Genomic DNA, 22640 nt, shown 5'->3' with positions numbered 1-22640 from the left:
AACCACTTTTCGGGGAAAGTTCTGAAGTGCGTCGCGTTTGAACGGATTCACGCGACGCACTTCAGCTCTTGATTCGATGCATGTCTTTCTCCCAAACCCGGGGCCACTTTTGGGCGACATGCATTAATCCCGCCGGAAGATCAGCCTTCCGAGCCAGCCTGTCAGCATGGCCAGCGATATCGCGAAGACGCCGTAGAGGAAGGAATAATTGTGGGCGACACGGAAGATCGACTGTTCGAAACCGGATTTGCGGATTTCGAGCTGGGCCGAGCTTTCCTTGATGAACAGGCCGCTCTTGAACAGGAACGCGCGGGCTTTATGGGTTCCAACTGGCACATTTGGCGCCAGCCTCACTGTGGCGCGGAACAGGTTCTGCGACAGGAATTGCACGCCGCCGACATTCTCGCTGTAGAGGCCGGTCGCCGACTTGCGCTCCCGCAGTGCGGCCGTGAATTCCTCGATCGTCGCCGGGCTGTCGCCGGCATCGGCGGGCTGCATGTAGAGGTTGGAGGCGCCGAGCGACAGCTGCTTGTAGCTGTTGGGTTCGGTGATGTCCTGGAGCGGCCGCGTCGTCGCCACCGAATAGGAGACCGGCACGTTTTCGAAGGTCTCGGAGTCCAGGTTGACCCAGACGCCGAGCACCCGGTCCTTGCGGCGCACCACCACCGGTTTGGGCGGGCCTTCGAGCACGACGATAACGTCGTAGCGGCCTTGGCGCGCGACAAGTGGATCCGGGTTTTCCAGCGAACCGAAGATGGTCAGGTCGGCCCCGGAAAAGCCGGCGGTGATCGAGACGTTGTCGGTGGAGAGACCGATCTGGATGCCTTCGGTCAGCGGGACCTGTGCCTTCGCCGGCACGGCGGCCGCAAGCAGCGACAGGACAATGGCGGTTGCGAATGTGTTGCGAGCCTTCATCAGTTGAGGCCCGCGGCAGACAGCGAATAGAGGTTGGGCGGGGTGACGAAAAGATCGATCGCCAATCGTATCGCCACCGCCAGCACCAGCAGCGCCAGCAAGGCCCTGAGTTGCTCGCCGCGCAGCCGCTGGCCTGCCTTGGCGCCGTACTGCGCACCGGCGACGCCGCCCGCCATCAGCAGGAAGGCCAGCACGACGTCGACCGTCTGGTTGGTGGTGGCGTGGACCAGCGTCGTATAGGCGGAGGTGAAGATGATCTGGAACAGCGAGGTGCCGATGACGACGTTGGTCGGCACTTTCAGCAGATAGATCAGTGCCGGCACCATGATGAAGCCGCCGCCGACGCCCATGATCGACGACAGGAAGCCGATGCCGGCGCCAAGGCCAAGGACGGGGATGACGCTGACGAACAGTTTTGAGGCCCTGAACCGCATCTTCAGCGGCAAGCGGTGGATCCAGTTGTGCTGGCCGGATTTCTTCAGCACCGGTGCCGCACCGCTGCGCGTGGCGCGCAGCGCATTGACGCTTTCGACCAGCATCAGCCCGCCGACGGTGCCGAGCAGCACGACGTAGAGCAGCGAGATGAACAGGTCGAGCTGGCCGAGGCGGCGCAGGAAGGCGAAGACGAAGATGCCGCCGGTGGAACCGACAATGCCGCCGGCCAGCAACACCCCGCCGAGCTTGAAGTCGAGCGTCCCTCGCTTCATGTGCGAAAGGACGCCGGAGACGGAGGAGGCGATGACCTGGTTGGCGCCCGTGGCGACCGCGATCGCCGGGGGTATGTTGTAGAAGATCAGCAGCGGCGTGATGAGGAAGCCGCCGCCGACGCCGAACATGCCCGACAGGAAACCCACCGCCGCGCCCATGGCCAGCAGGACGAAGATATTGACGGAAATTTCCGCGATCGGGAGATAGATGCCCACCCGTCAGTCTCGATCAGTTCTGCCTGTCGGCGAATGCAACCGTTGCGGGCATCTTGACCCGACAAGCCAATTCGTTCTTGCCCCGGAGGTGCTGCGAAGTCAAACCGCGCTACGCCGCCGAAACAAAAAACATCTCAATCAGTTAACAGGCGAATGTGTGGCAAGGGCGTCGTGGAAACGACGCCTCTGCCGTTATTTGCGCGCCAGCAGTGCCTTGACCAGTTTTTCATCGACTTCGCCGGTCGCCGGCATCTTGTTGTCGGTCTGGAAAGCCATGATCGCGGTCTTCGTCTTCTGGCCCATCTTGCCGTCGGCGCCGCCGGCGTCATAGCCGTTCTTGTTGAGAATGCGCTGGATGTTCTGGACGGCCTTCTTCATGTCGATGCTGGCTGTCGTCTGCGGCGCGCCGTCCTGCCAGGACTCGGGAATGTCGGCCGAATTGGCCGCTGCATCCAGCGGCTTGGCCTTCCACAGCTCAGTCGCGGCGCGGGCGCGTTCGAGCTGCTCGGGCCGCAGCGCATTGGCGATCTCGTCACGCTTGGCAGCGGCATCCTTGTCGCCGGTCTTGGCGACGAGCGCGAACCATTTGTAGGATTCCTCGAGGTTCTGCTTCATGCCGACGCCCTTGGCGGCGAGGATGCCGAGATTGAACTGGCTGTCCTTGACGCCGACATCGGCCGCTGCCTGGAACCAGTGCGCGGCCGATTCATTGTCGGTCACGCCGTCTGCCGCCATGGCGAACAGGACGGCCAGATTGTGCATGCCGCTGGCGTTGCCCTGTGCTGCGGAAAGCTGGTACCAGGTCTTCGCCTTCTTGATGTCGCGCGCGACGCCGATGCCCTTTTCGTAGAAGTTTCCGATGCGGTATTCGGCCGGCGCGAAGCCGAGTTCCGCCGATTTCTCGTACCATTTGGCGGCTGCCGCCATGTCTTCCTTGCCGCCGCGTGACTCAGCATAGCGCGAGCCGATTTCGAACAGCGCCTTGGCGTCGCCGCTGGCGGCGGCATCGCGCAAGGCGGCCGGGCCGGCGTCAGCGGGAATGTCGAACTTCGTCGTCATCGCCGGCGAGGCGTCCGCTGGGGGGACCGCGCCCGTGGTGTCCTTGGCGGCGGTCGGCTCAGTCGCCATAGGCTGGGCGTCGGTGTCGGCGGCTTCCGCGGCGACCGGAACGGTCGAGGCCGGCGCAGCCGAGGCTGTCTCCCCGGACACCGCTTGGTTCGCATCGGCCGATGTAACCGAGGCGACGGGCGCGGGAACCGGCTCTGCGGTCGGCGCGGCATCCATCGGCGGCTCGGCGCCTGGCGGCGTGGCAATCATGCTTTGCGCGGCCATGTCGTCTTTGGTTGCCGGTGCGGACGGCTCGGCCTGCCTGACGGTGTGGTCAGGCGCACTTTCCACTGCCGCGGGCTGCGCGTCCATCTTAGGTTGGCCGGCGGCATCGAGCGAGGCGGTCTGCACCGGCTGCGAGGCGACGATCGGCGCAACATCGTTGCTCGCCACCTGGGCGGGATCGGCGAAGAAGGCCTTGCCCAGTTGCAGGGCGCCCAGCGCCAGCAGGATCGCGGTTGTTCCCATCAGGATCGGCTTGCGCCGTGCCTTGAGCAGGTCGCCGATCCGCAGTGCCTTCACCGGTCCGGTCACCGTCGACTGGCGCTTCAGCGCATCGGCCTCGGCGGCCGCGGCCTGGGCCGCGCGCCGGGCAGCGGCGATGAAATCCGACTTCGCGGCGTCGGTGTCGCTGGGCTTGGCCGGCTGGCCGCGCTCGTCGCGCACGCGCTTCATGATGGCGTTGAGGTCAGGTGCGCCGGAACCGGGCTCCAGCGGCCGGTTGGCCATTTTCGGATCGAGCGGTTCGTCGAGATCGACGCTCGGGATCGGGGCACTCGGCGCCGAGCCGGCCAGTGGCGGGATGTCCGCCTCCTTCTTGCCCTTGAAGGCGCGGGCCAGTCCGCCGAACATCGACCTGCGGCCGCCCGCCTGTTCGTTCTTCTCGACAATTGTGTCGGAGCCGAGAGCAGCCATGGCCGCAGCCGCCGCGGCTTCGGCCGGCGTGCGCGTTCCCATACCAAGGCCGCCCAGGTCGCCACGTGCACCCGGCTCATTGCGCAGGATGGCGGCGGCGCGGCCATCGAGATCGGTCAAGTCCCCAGTCAATGGCAGGGGCTGATCGATATCCATCGATGGCGCGTCCACGGCCATCTTGGGTCGCCGCGCGCCGCGCCAGTTGCTCGGCTCGACCGGTGCCGCGTCCAGCAATTCGCTCATCGCCTCGACCGGCTCGCCGGGTTCGAGCGAACCCAGCCGGTCGACGATCTTGAGCAACGTGTCGTGGATGGCCTCGAACGTTCTCGAATTGCGCTCGTCGGAGCGCCGCGTCAGCGTTTCAAGCGTCTTCAAATCCTGGGCGAGGCCGGAAACAGCGGTCGTATTGGCGCTCGAACCGGCAAGTGATTGCACCGCGTTCTCGGCGGCTTCGCGCGCTGCGCCAAGGATGGAATCGCGGGTTCCTGCGAGCGACTTTTCGATTTCGTTGAGACGCGGGCTGATGTCCTCGAATTCCGGCAGCGGGGTGCTGGGCCTGGAAAGATGGGCGGACAGGCCAGCAACCTGTGCTTCCAGGCTGCGGATCAGCGCCGGATCGATGCCGGCCACCTGCGCGGCCGACGCATCCAGCCGGCTTGAAATGTCTTCGAGCCGGCTCTCCAGGCCGCGGATTGCGGCTTCGCCCGCGGGATCGGGTACACGCGTTTCCATACGCTTGGCGAGCGCCGTAAAGCGGGCATCGATGGCGTCCATGATGCCGGCGCTGTCGATCTGCGGCATGCGCTGGTCCAGCCTGTCGGCAACCTCATCCAGCCTGCGTTCGAGATCGCGGAACAGCATGTTGCCCTGTTCGATGGCGTCACCCTGGCGGCGTTCCATCATGCTCGACAGCACGTCGAAGCGCTGCTCCAGCCCATGGAAGATGTAGTCGGCGTCAGGCATGGCTGGTGCCTGGTCGATCTTGTCAGCGATGAGTGCAATCTGCTTGGCCAGGCGCTCCATCGCCTGCTCCGGCAGATTGGCGCGGCCGGCGAGTTCGTCAACCCGGCCCGACAGCGTGCTCAACCGGTCCATGACCGCGTTGCCTGGACGATCCTGCGCCACTTCCTCGATCTGGCTGGCAAGTGAGTCGATCCGCCTCTCGATGCGCTCGAAAGCCTCGTGGTCGAATGAATTGGCTTGCGCGGCGACCGTGGATGCGACGATGGCGCGGGAAATCTCGTCCAGCCGCTCGTCGATCATGCCAAGCGTGTCGCTGCCGCGATTGTCCTGCTGGCTGGCGAAATGGTCGACGGCACCGGCAAGCGTGCGCACCTTCTCCTCCAACGAGCGCAGCGACAACGATTCCGGCAAATTGTTGACGGCATTGCTGATCTGTTCTAGCCGGGCGGTCAGAGCAGACAGGCCCGGGTCGTCCGAGCGCTTGCGCTGGTCGGCGTCGACGCGGTCTTCGAACGCCGTCCACCGGCGATCGAAATCGTCCCAGCGGCGGTCGACCTTCTGCACGCTCTCTTCGCGTGCCAGCGTTTCGAGTGCGGCTTTGACCTGTTCGAGTTCGAGCCGCAGCATGTTGACGCTTCTGTCGTCGCTCTTCTCGGCCAGTGTCTGGATGGCGCCCGAAAGCCGCTCGAACTCAAGGCCGAGTTCAGCACTGCCCTTGGCCGAAGCACCGGGCCTTGCCCCTGACTGGAAAGCCCGCTCGATGTCCTTGCGCAGCGCTTCGAATTCCCGCTGCAGGCCTGCGGTCATCTGGTGGCGCAATTCCTCGCGCATGCCGCGCAATTCGCCGGCGATCTTGCCGACCATGGCAACGCCGTCCTCCTGGCCGCGCACGCGATCGATGTCGCGGGCAATGGCCTGATAGTTCTGCTCGAAAGCGGCGGCTCCCTGAATCGGGCTTTTCGGTCGCGACGCGGGCTGCGGATCCTCGTACCAGCGCTGCTGGCCAGCGGGCCGGGCCGCGGGATAGCGCGCATCGGCACCATATTGGCGTGGATCGGGTTGGCGGAGTTCGGGACGTGCCACCGGATCCTCGCGCGTCCGCTCCAGCCGCTGCTCCAGTGTCTCCAGCGACTGGTTCAACTGCTCGAGCGTGGTCTGCGGCCTGCGCTGCCTGCCGGCATTGAGTGTGTCGAGATAGGACCGCTTGCTGTTCATCGGTGCGTCCGTCTTTCAGAATGGCTGGCTCGCGGCCAGTTCCCCCAGGTCCCTATCGGAACGAAGGCGACCGGCGGCGATGCCGCGGCGGAAGACGAGCTTCCCGGGCTCTCGCCCGCGCTCCGAAAAACCGTGAAAAATTCGATACAGGATAAACACGGGTAGCCGACGCGCCCACATTTCCCCCAACGTGGTAAACAACGCGTTAACCAAACTTAAGAAATTGAAAGGATGCCGGCTGCCGGCCTGACGGTGCGGCATAAAGGGCGGCGCGCAGAACGCCCTTGCGTCATCATGCGGCAATCGGTATAGAATTGACGTAAACGTAAAAGGCGCATTGAGCGCATGTTTGCGATTTGTTTGTTGAAACCACGACTGGAAGCAGGCCCCCGCTTCCAGTCAGGCGACGCACGGTCCGAGACCGCGACGCCACCAGACGGGGAAAGCCAGTGACCATGAAGCTTATCTCGGCCGGCGAGACCGCGGCCAATACCAATATATCTGCCGAAGCCGGCGAGGACCTCGTCCGCATCGGCGAGATGGCGAAGAAATATGGAGTGACGCTGCGCACGCTGCGTTTCTACGAAGACAAAGGCCTGCTCAACCCGCAGCGTGACGGGTCGACCCGTCTCTACACGCGTCGCGACAAGGCCCGCCTCAAGCTGATCCTGCTTGGCCGCAAGGTCGGGTTCTCGCTGCGTGACGTCAAGCAGATGATGGATCTCTACGATCCGACCGGTTCAAACACCAAGCAGCTCAAGCTCGCGCTGGACAAGTCAGAAAAGCAGCTTGCCCGCCTGCAGAAGCAAAGGGCGCTGATCGACGACGCCATCAGCGAGCTGAGCGGCTCGATGTCGGCGGTGCGCCAGATGCTGAGCGAGCGTTCGGCGCCGCAGGCGAGCGCCGCCAGCTAAAACAAATCCGTTCGGATTTGCGGCAGACCAAGTCGTCTGCTGATTGTCTGAGTTCTGTCGAGCCGCGTGGCCTGCCACGCGGCTTTTCGTTGTCCTGGCCCACTCTCATGGCCTTTCGGCGCTGGCTTGCGCAACGTCGCGCCGCTACGCTCATAGCTCCAGCGGGCGGGGAATCTTGTCGCATCGAAAAAATTGACGTTTACGCAAACGTCAATTTTTGCTATCCCGCTCCCAAATATGGGTCCGCATGCCGCCCCTGGCTTGTCTTCGGGGCGTTCGGACCGGGTTTGCAGGGTGGAGAAAAAACATGCCGACATACAGGGCTCCGGTCCAGGATACGCTGTTCGTGCTCAACGAGGTTCTGGGTTATCAGCGTTATTCGAACCTTCCCGGATTTGCCGACGCCACGCCCGATGTGCTCGAGGCGATCCTGGCCGAAGGCGCCAAGCTCGCCGAAAACGTCATGCATCCGCTGAACCGTGTCGGCGACATGGAAGGCTGTGTGCGTCACGACGATGGCTCGGTGACCACGCCGAAAGGCTTCAAGGAGGCGTTCGACCAGTATCGCGAAGGCGGCTGGATGGGGTTGGCCGCACCAGTCGAGTTCGGCGGCCAGGGCCTGCCCTATGCCGTGCATACCGCCGTCGCCGAATATATGGTCTCGGCCAATATGTCCTTGATGATGTATCCGGGCCTGACGCAAGGCGCGATCGCCGCGATCATCACCCACGGCACCGACGAGCAGAAGTCAACATGGTTGCCGAGGATGATCGAGGGTGCCTGGACCGGCACCATGAACCTGACCGAGCCGCATTGCGGCACGGATCTGGGCCTGTTGCGGACCAAGGCGGTGCCGAACGGCGATGGCACTTATAAAATTTCAGGCCAGAAGATCTTCATCTCGGCCGGCGAACACGACATGTCGGACAACATCGTCCATCTGGTACTGGCCCGCATCGAGGGTGCGCCGGAAGGCGTCAAGGGCATCTCTCTGTTCATCGTGCCGAAGCTCAAGCTCGACGCATCGGGCAATCCGGGCACCAGGAACACCGTCTCCTGCGGCTCGATCGAGGAGAAGATGGGCATCCATGGCAATTCGACCTGCGTCATGAACTATGACGAGGCTGAGGGCACGCTGCTCGGCGAGGCCAATGGCGGCCTGAAGGCGATGTTCACGATGATGAACGAGGCGCGCCTTGGTGTGGGCCTGCAGGGGCTTTCGCTGTCGGAGATCGCTTACCAGAACGCCGTGTCCTACGCCAAGGACCGTTTGCAGGGCCGCTCATTGTCGGGGCCGAAGGCGCCGGACAAGAAGGCCGACCCGATCATCGTCCATCCCGACATCCGCCGCAGCCTGATGACCATGAAAGCCTTCAACGAGGCCGGCCGCGCGCTGGCGCTGTGGACGGCGATCAAGTCCGATATTGCCCACCGTTCCGGCGACGACAAGGACCGCCAGGCCGCCGACGACTACACCGGCCTGATGACGCCGGTGGTCAAGGGCGTTCTCACGGACAAGGGCTTCGACCACGCCGTCATGGCGCAGCAGGTGTTCGGCGGTCACGGCTATATCGAAGAGCATGGCATGAGCCAGTTCGTGCGCGATGCCCGCATCGCCATGATCTATGAAGGCGCCAACGGCATCCAGGCGCTCGACCTCGTCGGCCGCAAACTCGGCCTGAATGGCGGCCGCGCCGTGCAGGCCTTCTTCAAGGAAGTCGGTGAGTTCTGCGAGGAGAACCGCTCCGACGAGAAGATGGCGCCATTCACCAAGGCGCTGAAGAAAGGTCTCAACGATTTGCAGGCCGCCACCATGTGGCTGGTGCAGAACGGCATGGCCAAGCCCGACAATGCCGGTGCCGCCTCGACCGACTACATGCATCTCTTCGGCCTGGTCGCTCTGGGCTATATGTGGGCGCAGATGGCCAAGGTGGCACTTGGCAAGACGGACGCCAATGGCGCGCAATCTTTTTACGACAACAAGGTCGTGACGGGGCGCTTCTTCATGGAGCGGATCATGCCGGAGACGTCGGCGCATCTCGCCCGCATTTCGAGCGGCGCCGACACATTGATGGCACTGCCGGCGGAAGCGTTCTAAAGATGATCGGCGTCCTCCTCCCCCTTGAGGGGAGGGTGGCCCGAAGGGTCGGGAGGGGTCGCTGCGGCAGTGCGCCGGCCTCAGTTTCGATGATGCATGTCGGGAGGAGTATCATACCAGCATGACCAACCCAGCTGAAATCCTTGGGCTTCCGAAGCCCGCTTGGGCGGCGGACGAGGTCGGCATGCTCTACGACATGGCGCATCGCTTCATGTCGGAGGAGATCGCGCCGCGCTACGACGAGTTCGAAAAGAACGAGATGGTCGATCGCGAGAGCTGGCTGAAGGCAGGCTCCGCCGGCCTGCTCTGCGCCTCTATGCCGGAGGAATATGGCGGCTCCGGCGGCACCTTCGCGCATGAGAGCGCCATCATCGAGGCCATCGGCCATGTCGGCGTCGACGGGTTCGGCATCGGCCTGCACAATTCGATCGTCGCCCCTTACATCCTCCACTATGGCTCCGAGGAGCAGAAGAAGAAATGGCTGCCGAAGCTGGCGACCGGCGAGCTGATCGGCGCCATCGCCATGACCGAGCCTGGCGCCGGGTCCGACCTGCAGGGCGTCAAGACGCGGGCGCAGAAGGATGGCAACCAATACAAGATCAATGGTTCCAAGACCTTCATCACCAACGGCCAGCTTGCGAACTTCATCATCGTCGTCACCAAGACCGATCCGGAGAAGGGTGCCAAGGGCACCTCGCTGATCGTCGTCGAGACCGACGAGGTCGAAGGTTTTCAGCGCGGCCGTAACCTCGACAAGATCGGGCTCAAGGCCAACGACACGTCGGAGCTGTTCTTCAACGACATGCGCGTGCCGACCTCCAACCTGCTCGGCCATGAGGAAGGGCAGGGCTTCGTCCAACTGATGCAGCAATTGCCGCAGGAGCGGCTGCAGATCGGCACCGGCGCCATTGCCATGATCGAGCGGGCGCTGGCGCTCACCATTGATTATGTCAAGGAACGCAAGGCGTTCGGCAAGGCGATCATCGATTTCCAGAACACCCAGTTCAAGCTGGCCGAACTCAAGACCGAGGCCACCGTCGGCCGCGTCTTCTACAATGATTGCGTCACCCGCCACATCGCCGGCGGCCTCGATCCTGTGACCGCGTCGATGGCCAAGTACTGGCTCAGCGACCTGCAGGGAAAAGTCGTCGACGAATGCCTTCAACTGCATGGCGGCTATGGCTACATGAATGAATACCCGATCGCCCGCATGTTCCGCGACGCCCGCGTCCAGCGCATCTACGGCGGCACCAACGAGATCATGAAATTGCTGATCGGCCGCTCTCTCTGAGAGCGACATCAGGCAAACCCAAGGAGCAAGCAAATGGCTGAAGCTTATGTCTATGACGCTGTGCGCACACCGCGCGGCAAGGGCAAGAAGGATGGCTCGCTGCACGAGGTGCCGGCGGTGCGGCTTGCCGCCAAGACGCGTGAAGCGCTGCGCGACCGCAATGGGCTGGACACCGGCACTGTCGATGACATCATCTTCGGCTGCGTCGATCCGGTCGGCGAAGCCGGCTCGGTCATTCCGCGCGCCGCTGCCTTCGAGGCCGGCTACGACACCAAGGCGCCCGGCATGCAAATCTCACGCTTCTGCGCTTCCGGGCTCGACGCCATCAATTTCGGCGCCGCCAAGATCGCGCAGGGCGCCGATGAGATCGTCATTGCCGGCGGCGTCGAATCGATGTCGCGTGTCGGCATGGGCGCCTCCGGCGGTGCCTGGTTCATGGATCCGTCCGTAGGCCTGCCCGGCTGGTTCGTGCCGCAAGGCATCTCGGCCGACCTGATCGCCACCAAATACGGCTTCAGCAGAGACGACGTCGACGCCTATGCGGTCGAGAGCCAGAAGCGCGCCGCCAAATCCTGGGCCGATGGCCGCTTCAAGAATTCCGTCATCCCGATCAAGGACCAGAACGGCCTGACCATCCTCGACCATGACGAACATATGCGTCCGTCGACCGACATGCAGTCGCTGGCCTCGCTCAACCCGTCCTTCGTCATGCCAGGCGAAATGGGCGGCTTCGATGCCGTCGCCGTGCAGAAGCATCCCGAGGTGGAAGAGGTCAATCACGTCCATCATGCCGGCAATTCGTCCGGCATCGTCGACGGCGCCGCCGCCGTGCTGCTCGGTTCGAAGAGAGCCGGCAAGGCGATGGGGCTGAAGCCGCGCGCGCGCATTCGTACCTTCGCCAACATCGGCTCCGATCCGGTGCTGATGCTGACCGGCCCGGTCGACGTCACCGAGAAGCTGTTGAAGCGCGCCAAGATGAAGCTCTCGGACATCGACCTGTTCGAGCTCAACGAAGCCTTCGCTTCGGTGGTGCTGCGCTACATGCAGGCGTTCGACATCGATCACCACAGGATCAACGTCAATGGCGGCGCTATCGCCATGGGTCATCCGCTCGGCGCCACCGGCGCGATGATCTTCGGCACGGTGCTGGACGAACTCGAGCGCCGCGATCTCAACACCGCTCTGGTGACGCTGTGCATCGGCGCCGGCATGGGAACCGCAACCATCATCGAACGCGTCTGACGGGGAGAGAAACGATGAGCTACACCAATTTCACCCTCGACATCGACGCCGACGGCATTGCGCTGGTCACCTGGGACATGCCTGGCCGCTCGATGAACGTTTTCACCGAAGAGGCGATGCGAGAATTGAACGCCATTGTCGACAAGGTGGCTGGTGACGCCGCCATCAAGGGCGCAGTGATCACCTCCGGCAAGGACACCTTCTCCGGCGGTGCCGACATCACCCTGCTGCAGAAGATGCTGACGACCTTCGCCGCGGAAAAGGGCAAGGACGCCGAAAGGGCGACCAAGGCGCTGTTCGACAATGCCGGCATGATGACCGGCCTGTTCCGCAAGCTGGAAACTTGCGGAAAGCCGTGGGTGTCGGCGATCAACGGCACCTGCATGGGCGGCGCCTTCGAATTGTCGCTCGCCTGCCACGGCCGTGTCGCCGCCGATAGCGACAAGGTGAAGATGGCGCTTCCCGAGGTGAAGATCGGCATCTTCCCGGGCGCCGGCGGCACCCAGCGCGTGCCGCGGCTGACCGATCAGCAGCAGGCGCTGCAGATGCTGACCTCGGGCCAGACACTGTCGCCGCAGAAGGCCAAGTCTATGGGCCTGATCCATGAGATCGCCGAGCCGGCCAGGCTCGTCGAGACCGCCAAGGCGATGATCAGGAATGGCCTGAAGCCGGTCGCTCCTTGGGACGAGAAAGGTTTCAAGCTGCCCGGCGGCCAGATCTATTCGCCCGCCGGCTTCAATCTGTGGCCGCCGGCCATCGCCATCCTGCGTCGCGAGACTTACGGCAACTATCCGGCCGCCGCCGCGATCCTCAAATGCGTCTATGAAGGCCTGCTGGTGCCGTTCGACACCGGTTTGCGCATCGAGCAGCGCTATTTCACCGAGATCATGCAGACCAGGGAAGCGGCCGCGATGATCCGCTCGTTGTTTGTGTCGCTGCAGGAACTGAACAAGGGCGCCCGCCGCCCGGCCGGCGTGCCCGAAACCAAGTTCAAGAAGATCGGCATTCTCGGCGCCGGCTTCATGGGCGCGGGCATCGCCTATGTCACTGCCAAGGCCGGCATCCCGGTGGTGCTGCTCGACCGTGATTTGGAGTCGGCTGCCAAGGGCAAGGCGCATTCCGACAGCCTGATCTCGGATCAGGTCAAGAAGGGCCGCGCCAAGCCGGAGGACAAGGACAAACTGCTGTCGCTGATCACACCGACGGCGGACTATGCCGACCTTGCCGGCTGCGATCTGGTGGTCGAGGCCGTTTTCGAGGATTCGAGCGTGAAGAAGAGCGCCACCGAACAGGCGGAAGCCGTGCTGAAGCCATCGGCGATCTTCGCGTCGAACACCTCGACCATTCCGATCACCGGCCTGGCGAAGAATTCTGCGCGGCCGAAGAATTTCATCGGCATCCATTTCTTCTCGCCGGTCGACAAGATGATGCTGGTCGAGATCATTTTGGGCAAGAAGACCGGAGACAAGGCGCTGGCCACCGCCATCGACTTCGTTCGCGCCATCAAGAAGACGCCGATCGTCGTCAACGACACGCGCGGCTTCTACGTCAATCGCTGCGTGCTGCGCTACATGTCGGAAGCCTACAAGATGCTTATCGAGGGCGTTCCCGCGCCGATGATCGAGAATGCAGCGAAGGCGGCCGGCATGCCGGTCGGCCCCCTGGCGCTGACCGACGAGACGGCCATCGACCTTGCCCAGAAGATCATGAAGCAGACCATCAGGGATCTGGGCGACAAGGCGGTCGATCCGAAGCAGATGGCGCTGATCAACGCCATGGTCGACGATCACGGCCGCTTCGGCCGCAAGAACGGCAAGGGTTTTTACGATTACCCGGCAAAGCCCGCCAAGAAGAAGCTGTGGCCGGGCCTTAGGGAGCTCTATCCGCAGCTTGCACCCGAGAAGGTCGATTATGGGGAACTGCAGCAGCGGCTGCTGGTCACCATCGCGCTGGAAGCGGCGCGGGTGATGGAAGAAGGCATCGTCACCGACCCGCGCGAGGCCGATGTCGGCTCGATCCTCGCTTTCGGCTTCGCACCCTACACCGGCGGTGCGCTGTCCTACATCGACGGCATCGGCGCCAAGGCGTTCGTCAAGATCGCCAAGAACCTGCAGAAGAAATACGGCGCCGAGTTCAAGGCACCCAAGCTGCTGCTCGACATGGCCGAGAAAGGCGAGACCTTCTACCAGCGCTTCGATCCCTATGCGAAAGGCGACGTGAAGCAGGCAGCCTGACGCATGGGCAAAATCAAGCGTCTTGCAGCGACCTTTGCGCGTCCAAGAGGACATGGGGCGCTGTAATGTATGTCTGGGCGCGCATGGTGCGCATGATGGCCACGGCACACAGCCGTGGCCCCTATCTGATGGGCGGCGAAGGCCGGCTGGCTTTCCGCTGCCTGCCGACCGACATCGATTTCAACATCCATCTCAACAATGCGCGCTACATGATGCTGGCCGATCTCGGCCGCATCGACCTGTTTGTTCGTGCAGGCCTCATCACGCTGGCAAGGAAGAATGGCTGGGCGCCGATGATGGGCGGACTGCAAGCGGTCTATGCACGCGAGATCAGGCTGTGGCGCCGCTTCGAAGTGGTGTCCTCGATCGAGACCTGGGAAGGCACCCAAGTTGTAGGCAAGCACCGCTTCGTCCTCGACAATGGCGAGACGGCCGCGTTGATCCTGACGACAGCCGGCGTCTACGATCGCAAGGCTCGCAACTTTCTTGAGATTGGCGAGGTCGTTGCGGCACTTGGTCGTGCCGTGAACCCGCGGCCACCGACGCAAACGGAGCGGATTTTCATGACATCACACCAGGGTCTGCGCAGCTTGGCCAAGGGTGTCGGTCGATCCCGGTAGTCGGACTTTCCGTGATCGACGGAAACGTTTGCAACCACTCCACGACCGGTGGACAAAACGACATTCCAAGACTAGAAGGGAAAGGTATTTTTTCCTGCACCGAAGGAGAGCGAGCATGCTCTCGCACGACCGAGTCTGGGCTGCCATCGATGCTCTTGCCAAGCGTTATTCGCTATCGGCCTCGGGTTTGGCCAAGCGTGCGGGGCTCGATTCCACTGCCTTCAACAAGTCGAAGCGTTTGTCGTCGGATGGCCGACCACGCTGGCCCTCGACCGAATCGCTGGCCAAGATCATCGAGGCGACGGGCGCCTCACTCGACGAATTCACCGGTCTGATCGAAGGCCGGCCCGGGATCAGCAATGGTGCTTCGACCAGCCATGCCGCTTCGGTCGCCCGCAGAAGCTCCGTGCCGTTGCTCGGCTTTGCCCAAGCCGGCGCCGGCGGCTTCTTCGACGATGCCGGCTTTCCAGTCGGGCAGGGTTGGGATCTGATCGAACTGCCGGCGCAATCGACCGAGAGTTCCTACGCGCTGCAGGTGCAAGGCGATTCCATGCTGCCGCTCTACCGCAATGGCGACGTCCTCATCGTCGAACCGGGCGCCGTCACCCGCAAGGGCGATCGCGTCGTCGTCAAGACCACATCAGGCGAGGTGATGGCCAAGGTGCTCGAGCGCCAGACCGTCAAGTCGATTGCGCTGGTCTCGCTCAATCCCGATCATCCCGACCGCGACATTCCCATGCGCGATGTCGAGTGGGTGGCGCGGATTGTCTGGGCAAGCCAATAGGTCCGGCTGGTGCGGCTTCTCCATCATGCGCTGGCGGTTCTGATGGTCCCTGTGATGGCGGCCATGGTCGTCACTGGCGGTCGCACGTTGAAAGGGAGTGAAAGCGTCATCACGGTGGACCAGCTTGATCCGGGCGCCGATACGATGGCGCAGCAGGCTGCCGGGACGGTGCCGCAGGAGCCGGCCACATCGGCCATAGCAGCCCCGCAGCCGCCAAAGCCGGCGCCGCATTCGAGGGCGATCGATCCCGAAATCGTCGCGCCCCCGGAACTGCCCGCCGAGGGGCTTGAACGGGTCGAGCCGCGCGAGCCGTTGAGCAAGCTCGCGCTGGCCGTGCCGCCCAAGCCGAAAATGCCCGACGATTGGAACGGCACCAAGCTGTTCCAGCCGATTGCCCCGGCCGCCGGCCTGATCGAGGCTAAGGGCTACTCGGTCGCGGTTTCCGGCATCGACATCGTCAGGCAGGACGAGACCTGCAGCGAGGACGGCAAAACCTGGCCATGCGGCGTCCGTGCGCGGACGGCGTTCCGCGCCTTCCTGCGCGGTCGCGCGGTGGTCTGCACGGTGCCGCCCGAGGGCGGCCGCGACCTGATCGCCGCCGAATGCCGGATCGGCAAGCAGGATGTCGGCCAATGGCTGGTCGACAACGGCTGGGCGCGCGCCGCCAGGGGCGGCCCCTATATCGAGGCCGGCGACAAGGCACGCACGGCGAAGAAGGGCATTTTCGGATCGGCGCCCGATCTGTCCGGCATGCCGGCAATGCCGGCCGCGCCACGCCCGGCCCCTCAGGCGCCGGGTTCGATCCTGGGAGAGGACGACGGCGTGCTCAAGCCAGCTGACCAGCCAGCGCCCGCTCAATGAGCGCACGTGTCTCGGCAACGCCGTAGAGCGCTGCGAACGAGCCGAAGCGCGGGCCGCGCTCCTGGCCGATCAGCACTTGATAGATCATCTGGAAGAAGGCGCCCGATACGCCGGGGCCACCCTCCGGGCTCTGCTTGGAATGATCCTGGTAGCGTTCGATCCTGCGCGCGACGTTGAGCGAGGCGTTCTGGATCGCTTCGCCATTGGCGTCGGCCGGCAGCGCGCCAAGCGCCGTGTCGAGGGCTGCCAGCGCCTCGCGCTCGATCTCGTCGGCGGGCCGGAACGTTTTCGTCGGCTTCACGAAATCGTCGAAATAGCGGATCGCATGGCCGACCAGCCGGTCGAGCTCGGGATGCGTCGTTGGCGTCACGCCTTGCGTATGACGTGAAATGAACCCCCACAGCACATCCTTGTTCTGCGCGTTGGAGGCGCTGACCAGATTGAGCAGCAGCGAGAACGGCACCGGCATGTCGATCGCGGGCGGGTTGCCGTCATGCATATGCCAGACCGGGTTGCCCAGCCGTTCCTTCCAGTCCTGCCGGGGATAGGCGGCGAGGAACGTATAGTATTCGTCCACGGCCCGCGGGATGACGTCGAAATACAGCTTCTTGGCCTGCCGCGGCCGCTGGTACATGTAGAGCCCCAGGCTTTCGGTCGGCGCATAGGTCAGCCACTCGTCGATGGTCAGCCCGTTGCCTTTCGACTTCGAAATCTTCTGGCCGTTCTCATCGAGGAACAGTTCGTAGACGAAATGCTCCGGCGCCCGTCCGCCCAGAATGTTGCAGATGCGGTCGTAGACCACCGCATTGGTCTGGTGGTCCTTGCCGAACATTTCGAAATCGACGCCAAGCGCTGCCCAGCGCATGCCGAAATCCGGCTTCCACTGCAGCTTCACGCGGCCGCCGGTGATCGAAAGCGTGGTCTCGGTGCCCTCGTCGTCGAAGGTGATGGTGCCGGCCTTGGCGTCGACATGCTTCATCGGCACGTAAAGCACGCGGCCGCTCTTCGGCGAGATCGGCAGGAACGGGCTGTAGGTCGCCTGCCGCTCGGGTCCGAGCGTCGGCAGCATCACCGCCATGATCTGCTCATAGCGTTCGGCGGCGCGCTTGAGCATCGCATCGAAACGGCCGGACTTGTAGTATTGCGTCGCGCTGGCGAACTCGTAGTCGAAGCCGAACGTATCGAGGAAGCGGCAAAGCATCGCGTTGTTGTGGTCGGCGAAGCTCGCATAGTCGCCGCCGAAGGGGTTGGGGACCGACGACAGCGGCTTGTGCAGATGAGGCTCGAGTGCGGCGCGGTCCGGCACGCTGTCGGGTATCTTGCGCATGCCGTCCATATCGTCGGAAAAGCACAGAAGCTTGGTCGCGACCTTGTCCTGCGTCAGGACGCGGAAAGCATGGCGCACCATCGACGTGCGCGCCACCTCGCCGAACGTGCCGATATGCGGCAGGCCGGACGGCCCGTAGCCGGTCTCGAACAGGATTGTTTGCGGGAAGTCGGCGCCTTTGTAGCGCTCGATGATCTTTTTGGCCTCTTCGAAGGGCCACGCCTTGCTTTCGGTCGCGGCCGCCAACAGTTCGGGGTTGAGATCGATGATGTTTGATCCCGCCATGTCACAGTTTCCAAATCATTTGCCGGCCCGAAGGCGGGCCGCGGCAAGGTTTTCAACCGGTCTCTAGGCGTGCAGCGCCGGAGCGTCAACGCGTGCGGCGCTTTTTCCTTGCGGTGCAGAATGGGCGTTCCTAACTTCGAGGCCCGGTTCAAGGAGAAAAAATTGCCGACACCTCATGAAGCCCTGATCTATCTGATGGTCATCACCTCGGCCTCCGACCGCGACATGACCGATGTCGAACTGGCGCGGATCGGCGAGGTCGTCCGCTCCTGGCCGGTGTTCGAGGACTTCAACCACGACAGGCTGGTCGGCGTTGCCCAGGACTGCCAGAAGCGCCTGCACGAAAAGGATGGGCTGGAAGGCGTGCTGGCTGAAGTCGCCGAGGTCTTGCCTGAGCGGCTGCGCGACACCGCCTATGCCGCCGCCTTCGAGGTTGCCGCCGTCGACCTCGAAATGCGCATGGAAGAGGTGCGGGTGCTGCAGCTGATCCGGCGTCAGCTCGATCTCGACACGCTGACGGTTGCTGCCATCGGCCGCGCGGCCAAGGCGCGGCTGCGCACGCTGACCTGAGTTCTTGGCCGGGCGCTGTTGAGGTTCAGGTCAGGCCGGCAAAGCCGACCGGAACCGGATCAGAAAAAGCTGACCGGGAAATAGCGCAGATAAAATTCGGCGAACGTGCCTTTCATCGAAATCTCCTGCAGCGCGTAATCGATCGCGGCGGCCAGCGCCGGATTGTCCGCTTTGGTGGCGATGGCCATGCCCGATCCCAGATATTCGGGCGCCAGATAGGGCCCGCCGGCAAAGCGGCAGCAGCCCGCCGCGTCCGAGCCGCCCAGCCAGAAGGCCAGGCGCATGCCGTCGCCGAAGGCGGCGTCGACCTTGCCGGCCTTGAGATCGGCATAGAGGTCCTCCGGCCTGTCGAAAGGGACGACCTGAACCGTGTTGAAATAGTCGCGCAGCATGCGTTCATGCGCCGAGCCTGATATTACGCCGACACGCTTGCCGTGCAATTTGTCAAAGATGGGCTCGGTCAGCGCCTTGCCTTTCGGCATGATGAAGCGCGCCGGAAACTGCAGATAGGAGCGTGAGAAGGCGTAGGTCGCGCGCGATTCCGGTGTTGCGGCGATGCCGGCGATGATCGCCTCGCCTTCGCCTTTCCGCAGTGCGCCTTCCAGCTCGGCCCAGGGCAGGGCCTGGATCTGGCATTTTTCAACAATGCCAAGCTCGGCGCAGATGGCGCGTGCCAGATCGATATGGAAGCCGGACAGCTTTCCCGCACCGTCGAGGAAGTTGAAGGGCGGGAAGTCCGTGGTGGTCAGGAACCTCAGCCGGGGCAGCGTCGAAAGGTCTGGCTTGGGCAGCCGCTCCTTGGCATCCCACAGCACCGGAACCTGAGGCGCCGCGGCGCGCGCGCCGTCGGCGAACGACAGCAAGCCGATCAGCATCGCAAGGGCGAAGGACCTCCACCGGAACGCCAAGATAAAACTCCGCCACAGTCGTGCTCGCACCGGTTTTGGTACGAAAATGGTACAGGCACAATGGTTTTTGATTTCAACCCGCCGATTTCAGGATATGATTTAGCCGGTTTGCAAATCAGCTTCGGCCGCCTCGGTGAGGGAAGCCACAAAATAAGTATGCGATTTGCAATCCGTGGTCGGTGGCGAAGTGTAAATCAGGCACGCATCATTGGCCGCAATGCACGAGGCAACATGGGGTTGATGTTGCGATGGGTCAGTTCGATCGCACGCTGGAATACATAGACCAACTGCAGCACGCCGCAACGGCGGCGGCGGTCTGTGAAAGGCTGCTGGGCATAACATCGGATTTCGGCCTCACCGCGCTGATGGCGGGAACCGTACCGCAGCCAGGCACGCCGGCCGGCCAGCAAAAGCAGCATGTGCTTCTCTGCGATTGGCCGGGCGAATGGCTGGAGCGCTATGTCGCGCGCAACTATGTCGATCATGACCCGGTCGTCAGCCATATGAAACAGTTGCAGGCGCCCTTCCAGTGGCACGAGGCGTCGCAGGGCATCCGCATAGACAAGAGCAGCGGCGAGGTGATGGGCGATGCCGGCGCCTTCAAACTGCGTGATGGATTGGCCTTTCCGTTGATCACGCTTGACGGCCAGATCGTCATGGTGTCGCTCGGCGGCGAGGCTGTGGAATTGTCCGCCGCCGAATTTGGCCAGGTGTCGCTGGTCTCGACCTATGCGGTTGGCCGCGCCATGCAACTCCACACCATGGCGAGCAACACCATCGATCATATCGTGCTGACGCCGCGCGAGCGCGAATGCCTGCAATGGGCCGCCGTCGGCAAGTCCGAATGGGAGATTTCGCAAATCCTCGGCATTTCCGAACACACCTCGGAGAAACATCTTCTTAACGCCAAAAGCAAACTAGGTGCCGTCAACAGGGTGCAGGCCGTCGCGGAAGCGATACGGCGCGGCTACATTAGTTAGGTCGGCCGTGCCGACCTGGAATTTTTGCCTACGCGATCACGCAATTTTCTCATCAAAGCACGGCCGTATCTTCCTCTGAACGCAGGAGACGGCGGAATGCTTTTTTCCCTTACAACCCAGGAATTGATGGAACGTCCCGACCTTTGGGAGGCCGTCCATCGGTTGCGCTACAAGATATTCGTCGAAGAGATGGGGTGGGATGACCTCAGGCGTCCCGACGGGCTCGAACTTGACCAGTTCGATCACGACGAGGCGGTCCATCAGATCGTCATCAGGGGCGGTGAAGTGGCGGGTTATCAGAGGATGTTGCCGACGACGCGGCCACATCTGCTGACCGAGGTCTTGACCGATCTTTCCGAAGGAACGCCGCCATCGGGTCCAAACATCTGGGAATTGACCCGCTACGCGGTGGCTCCCGGTTTTCGTGATGGCCGTCGTGGCGTTTCGACCGTCGGCACCGAACTGATTGCCGGTTTCGTCGAGTGGGGGCTGAAGCGCGGCGTCGACAAGGTGATCATCGAGTTCGAGCCGATGTGGGTGCTGCGCGCCTTGCAACTGCATTTCCTGGCGACCCCGCTGGGCTATCAGCGCACCTATGGCAACCAGCAGGTCGTCGCCACCTTGCTGACCTTCAACGAACACACCCTCGATGTGGTGCGGTCGCGCCGCAATCATTTTGCTCCCGTGCTGGCCAGGGGATATCCCGACATGCTCGGGCAAAGGCGTGCGTCATGAGATCGGAGACAGCCATGAGCACACACCCGCAACCTGAACTTCGCAACCACACGCTGGTCGTCACCGTGTCGTCGAGCGACGGCCGGCCGGTGCTGGACAGGAGAGCCTACGAAAGCCTGGCAAGGACCTTCCATGAAGCCGCCGACAATGAGGAGGTTCGCGTCGTCGTGCTGCGCGGCCTGGCAGGCTGTTTCTGTCTGGGCGGCGACTTCTCCGAATTCCTCGACGCCACCAAGCACCAGAAACTGATTGCCGCCGTCACCGACCTGTTCCGCACGCTGGCGACGTTTCCCAAGCCCATCCTTGCCTGCGTTGACGGCGATGCTGTCGGTGTCGGCTGCACCATCCTGTTCCATTGCGACATGGTGATCGCGTCCGATGAGAGCACGTTCAGGGTGCCGTTCGTCGATTTCGGCCTGGTGCCGGACGCGGCGACCAGCATCCTGGCGCCGCAGAAGCTCGGCTATGCCGGTGCCTTCCGCTTCTTCTGCCTCGGCGACACGCTTCGCGCCGAGGACGCCAGGGCGCTCGGCCTCGTCGCCGAGATCGTGCCGGGCGGCACCGTCGAGGAAGCGGCGCTCGGCCGGGCGAGACAGCTTGTCAAGAAGCCGGTCGCAGCCCTGCTGCAGACGCGCGGCCTGCTGAAAGGGAACACCGAGGCCCTCTGCGACCGCATCGATCAGGAGATTTCGCTTTTCCAGCAGGCGCTGCAGGACGACACCACGCTGCGGCGATTGCAACGCATCGCCCGGCTCGCGGCCTGAGCGAAAGCCTCAAGGAACGCGCCGCGCGGCCAAGGCCGCGCGGCGCGGAAGCGTCAATCCTGCTTGCCGAGGAATGACGGCCCTTCGCCGATGATCTTCTTGTCTTCCTTGCCGATGATTTCGAGATCGCGCCCCTCATAGGGCAGAGACGACAGGATGCGCCGCATGATCGCCAGCCGCGCGCGCCGCTTGTCATTGGCCCGTACGATGATCCACGGCGCGAATTCCTTGTGGGTGCGCTCGAACATGGTGTCGCGCACCTTGGTGTAGTCGTCCCACTTGGTGATGCCTGCAACGTCGATGGGCGAAAACTTCCAGCTCTTCAGCGGGCTGTAGCGACGGTCATGGAAGCGCTCGAGCTGCGTTTCCCGGCCGATGTTCAGCCAGAATTTGAAGAAGTGGATGCCCTCGTTGGAGATCATCCGCTCGAAATGCGGCGTCTCCTCAAGAAACTGCTCGTGCTGCTGCGGGGTGCAGAAACCCATCACCGGCTCGACACCGGCGCGGTTGTACCAGGAGCGGTCGAAGGTGACGAATTCGCCTGAAGTCGGGAAGTGGTCGACATAGCGCTGGTAGTACCATTGCCCAAGCTCGGTCGGGGTCGGCTTGGTCAGCGCCACGTTGCGTGCCGTGCGCGGATTGAGGTACTGGCGCACCACGAAGATCGTGCCGCCCTTGCCTGCAGCATCGCGACCCTCGAACAGCGCCATCACCCGTTTGCCGGTCGACTGCAGCCAGGCCTGCGCCTTGACCAGCTCGATCTTCAGCTTCTCGAGCATCTCGTCATACTCGTCGCTTTTCATCTTCTTGTCGTAGGGATAGCCGCCAGCGATCAGCTTGTTGTCCTCGACCCAGTCGGGAAGCACGGGATTTTCGATGTCGAACTCCCTCTCCTTGCCGCCGATCCTGATCTTCAGCGGCCCCGAAGTTGGCGCGGCGGGACTTTCCTTGGCTTTTTTCATCGAGACGAACCCTTTCCAGCTTCCGGA

The 22640-nt window shown here is 63.2% G+C and carries 18 protein-coding genes; 12 read left to right on the top strand and 6 right to left on the bottom strand.

The annotated features are described in order from the left end of the window. Positions 1-123: 123 nt before the first annotated feature. The 3 genes from EOB49_RS16715 to EOB49_RS16705 form a co-directional block, all read right to left on the bottom strand. Positions 124-915: a TIGR02186 family protein gene (locus EOB49_RS16715; protein ID WP_127327679.1), complete on the bottom strand. Its 792-nt coding sequence runs from the start codon at positions 913-915 to the stop codon at positions 124-126. Further along, the gene (locus EOB49_RS16710; RefSeq protein WP_027039532.1) at positions 915-1838 is read right to left on the bottom strand and encodes a sulfite exporter TauE/SafE family protein; all 924 of its coding nucleotides are present in this window, start codon (positions 1836-1838) and stop codon (positions 915-917) included. Before EOB49_RS16710 ends, EOB49_RS16715 begins: the two co-directional genes overlap by 1 nt. A gap of 192 nt (positions 1839-2030) precedes the next feature. Further along, entirely contained in the window at positions 2031-6038 is a 4008-nt protein-coding gene (locus EOB49_RS16705; RefSeq protein ID WP_127381604.1) for a peptidoglycan-binding protein, read from the bottom strand. Positions 6039-6493: 455 nt separating this feature from the next. Between EOB49_RS16705 and EOB49_RS16700 the strand changes: the two genes are divergently transcribed. The 8 genes from EOB49_RS16700 to EOB49_RS16665 all read left to right on the top strand — a co-directional run bounded on the left by EOB49_RS16700 (position 6494) and on the right by EOB49_RS16665 (position 16082). After that, the gene (locus tag EOB49_RS16700) at positions 6494-6952 is read left to right on the top strand and encodes a MerR family DNA-binding transcriptional regulator (RefSeq protein WP_127327783.1); all 459 of its coding nucleotides are present in this window, start codon (positions 6494-6496) and stop codon (positions 6950-6952) included. Between the two features lie 307 nt (positions 6953-7259). Then, entirely contained in the window at positions 7260-9050 is a 1791-nt protein-coding gene (locus tag EOB49_RS16695; RefSeq protein WP_127327677.1) for an acyl-CoA dehydrogenase, read from the top strand. Between the two features lie 121 nt (positions 9051-9171). Continuing rightward, positions 9172-10341, top strand: a complete 1170-nt coding sequence (locus EOB49_RS16690; protein WP_127270389.1) for an acyl-CoA dehydrogenase family protein — start codon at positions 9172-9174, stop codon at positions 10339-10341. Between the two features lie 33 nt (positions 10342-10374). Next, entirely contained in the window at positions 10375-11583 is a 1209-nt protein-coding gene (locus tag EOB49_RS16685) for an acetyl-CoA C-acetyltransferase (protein ID WP_127381603.1), read from the top strand. Between the two features lie 14 nt (positions 11584-11597). Further along, on the top strand, positions 11598-13817 hold the full coding sequence (locus tag EOB49_RS16680; RefSeq protein WP_127381602.1) for a 3-hydroxyacyl-CoA dehydrogenase NAD-binding domain-containing protein: 2220 nt from the start codon (positions 11598-11600) through the stop codon (positions 13815-13817). Positions 13818-13882: 65 nt separating this feature from the next. Continuing rightward, complete coding sequence (locus EOB49_RS16675) at positions 13883-14437, top strand: thioesterase family protein (protein ID WP_127381601.1); 555 nt, start codon at positions 13883-13885, stop codon at positions 14435-14437. Positions 14438-14552: 115 nt separating this feature from the next. After that, on the top strand, positions 14553-15221 hold the full coding sequence (locus EOB49_RS16670; RefSeq protein ID WP_127268614.1) for a helix-turn-helix transcriptional regulator: 669 nt from the start codon (positions 14553-14555) through the stop codon (positions 15219-15221). Positions 15222-15230: 9 nt separating this feature from the next. Next, positions 15231-16082 (top strand): thermonuclease family protein, encoded by an 852-nt coding sequence (locus tag EOB49_RS16665; RefSeq protein WP_348630275.1) that lies wholly within the window; start codon positions 15231-15233, stop codon positions 16080-16082. On the opposite strand, the gene EOB49_RS16660 is transcribed toward EOB49_RS16665, so the two are convergent. Continuing rightward, a complete protein-coding gene (locus EOB49_RS16660; RefSeq protein WP_127381600.1) occupies positions 16048-17694 on the bottom strand; it encodes a lysine--tRNA ligase in 1647 nt (548 codons plus the stop codon). The two genes, EOB49_RS16665 and EOB49_RS16660, sit on opposite strands and share 35 nt — an antisense overlap. A 162-nt stretch (positions 17695-17856) precedes the next feature. Here EOB49_RS16660 and EOB49_RS16655 point away from each other — a divergent pair, with 162 nt between their 5' ends. Further along, entirely contained in the window at positions 17857-18264 is a 408-nt protein-coding gene (locus tag EOB49_RS16655; protein WP_013533653.1) for a tellurite resistance TerB family protein, read from the top strand. 59 nt (positions 18265-18323) lie between these two features. On the opposite strand, the gene EOB49_RS16650 is transcribed toward EOB49_RS16655, so the two are convergent. Beyond that, positions 18324-19172, bottom strand: a complete 849-nt coding sequence (locus EOB49_RS16650; protein ID WP_127267151.1) for a transporter substrate-binding domain-containing protein — start codon at positions 19170-19172, stop codon at positions 18324-18326. 248 nt (positions 19173-19420) lie between these two features. Between EOB49_RS16650 and EOB49_RS16645 the strand changes: the two genes are divergently transcribed. The 3 genes from EOB49_RS16645 to EOB49_RS16635 all read left to right on the top strand — a co-directional run bounded on the left by EOB49_RS16645 (position 19421) and on the right by EOB49_RS16635 (position 21651). Continuing rightward, a complete protein-coding gene (locus EOB49_RS16645) occupies positions 19421-20152 on the top strand; it encodes a LuxR family transcriptional regulator (protein WP_127267150.1) in 732 nt (243 codons plus the stop codon). A gap of 96 nt (positions 20153-20248) precedes the next feature. Next, entirely contained in the window at positions 20249-20887 is a 639-nt protein-coding gene (locus tag EOB49_RS16640; RefSeq protein ID WP_013533650.1) for an acyl-homoserine-lactone synthase, read from the top strand. 14 nt (positions 20888-20901) lie between these two features. Continuing rightward, complete coding sequence (locus EOB49_RS16635) at positions 20902-21651, top strand: enoyl-CoA hydratase-related protein (RefSeq protein WP_013533649.1); 750 nt, start codon at positions 20902-20904, stop codon at positions 21649-21651. A 53-nt stretch (positions 21652-21704) separates the two neighbouring features. Here the strand turns inward: EOB49_RS16635 and ppk2 are convergent, their stop codons facing one another. Beyond that, the gene (gene ppk2, locus EOB49_RS16630; RefSeq protein ID WP_127381599.1) at positions 21705-22613 is read right to left on the bottom strand and encodes a polyphosphate kinase 2; all 909 of its coding nucleotides are present in this window, start codon (positions 22611-22613) and stop codon (positions 21705-21707) included. Positions 22614-22640 lie beyond the last annotated feature (27 nt).

It is taken from the genome of Mesorhizobium sp. M7A.F.Ca.MR.148.00.0.0 (assembly GCF_003997735.1).
Classification (GTDB): domain Bacteria; phylum Pseudomonadota; class Alphaproteobacteria; order Rhizobiales; family Rhizobiaceae; genus Mesorhizobium.
This window is presented reverse-complemented; position numbering and strand designations above follow the sequence as displayed.

Coding starts and splice junctions, on each gene's coding strand:
- EOB49_RS16635 (WP_013533649.1), top strand. CDS start 20,902: ATGAGCACACACCCGCAACCTGAACTTCGCAACCACACGCTGGTCGTC.
- ppk2 (WP_127381599.1), bottom strand. CDS start 22,613: ATGAAAAAAGCCAAGGAAAGTCCCGCCGCGCCAACTTCGGGGCCGCTG.
- EOB49_RS16705 (WP_127381604.1), bottom strand. CDS start 6,038: ATGAACAGCAAGCGGTCCTATCTCGACACACTCAATGCCGGCAGGCAG.
- EOB49_RS16695 (WP_127327677.1), top strand. CDS start 7,260: ATGCCGACATACAGGGCTCCGGTCCAGGATACGCTGTTCGTGCTCAAC.
- EOB49_RS16700 (WP_127327783.1), top strand. CDS start 6,494: ATGAAGCTTATCTCGGCCGGCGAGACCGCGGCCAATACCAATATATCT.
- EOB49_RS16685 (WP_127381603.1), top strand. CDS start 10,375: ATGGCTGAAGCTTATGTCTATGACGCTGTGCGCACACCGCGCGGCAAG.
- EOB49_RS16690 (WP_127270389.1), top strand. CDS start 9,172: ATGACCAACCCAGCTGAAATCCTTGGGCTTCCGAAGCCCGCTTGGGCG.
- EOB49_RS16675 (WP_127381601.1), top strand. CDS start 13,883: ATGTATGTCTGGGCGCGCATGGTGCGCATGATGGCCACGGCACACAGC.
- EOB49_RS16645 (WP_127267150.1), top strand. CDS start 19,421: ATGGGTCAGTTCGATCGCACGCTGGAATACATAGACCAACTGCAGCAC.
- EOB49_RS16715 (WP_127327679.1), bottom strand. CDS start 915: ATGAAGGCTCGCAACACATTCGCAACCGCCATTGTCCTGTCGCTGCTT.
- EOB49_RS16640 (WP_013533650.1), top strand. CDS start 20,249: ATGCTTTTTTCCCTTACAACCCAGGAATTGATGGAACGTCCCGACCTT.
- EOB49_RS16680 (WP_127381602.1), top strand. CDS start 11,598: ATGAGCTACACCAATTTCACCCTCGACATCGACGCCGACGGCATTGCG.
- EOB49_RS16660 (WP_127381600.1), bottom strand. CDS start 17,694: ATGGCGGGATCAAACATCATCGATCTCAACCCCGAACTGTTGGCGGCC.
- EOB49_RS16670 (WP_127268614.1), top strand. CDS start 14,553: ATGCTCTCGCACGACCGAGTCTGGGCTGCCATCGATGCTCTTGCCAAG.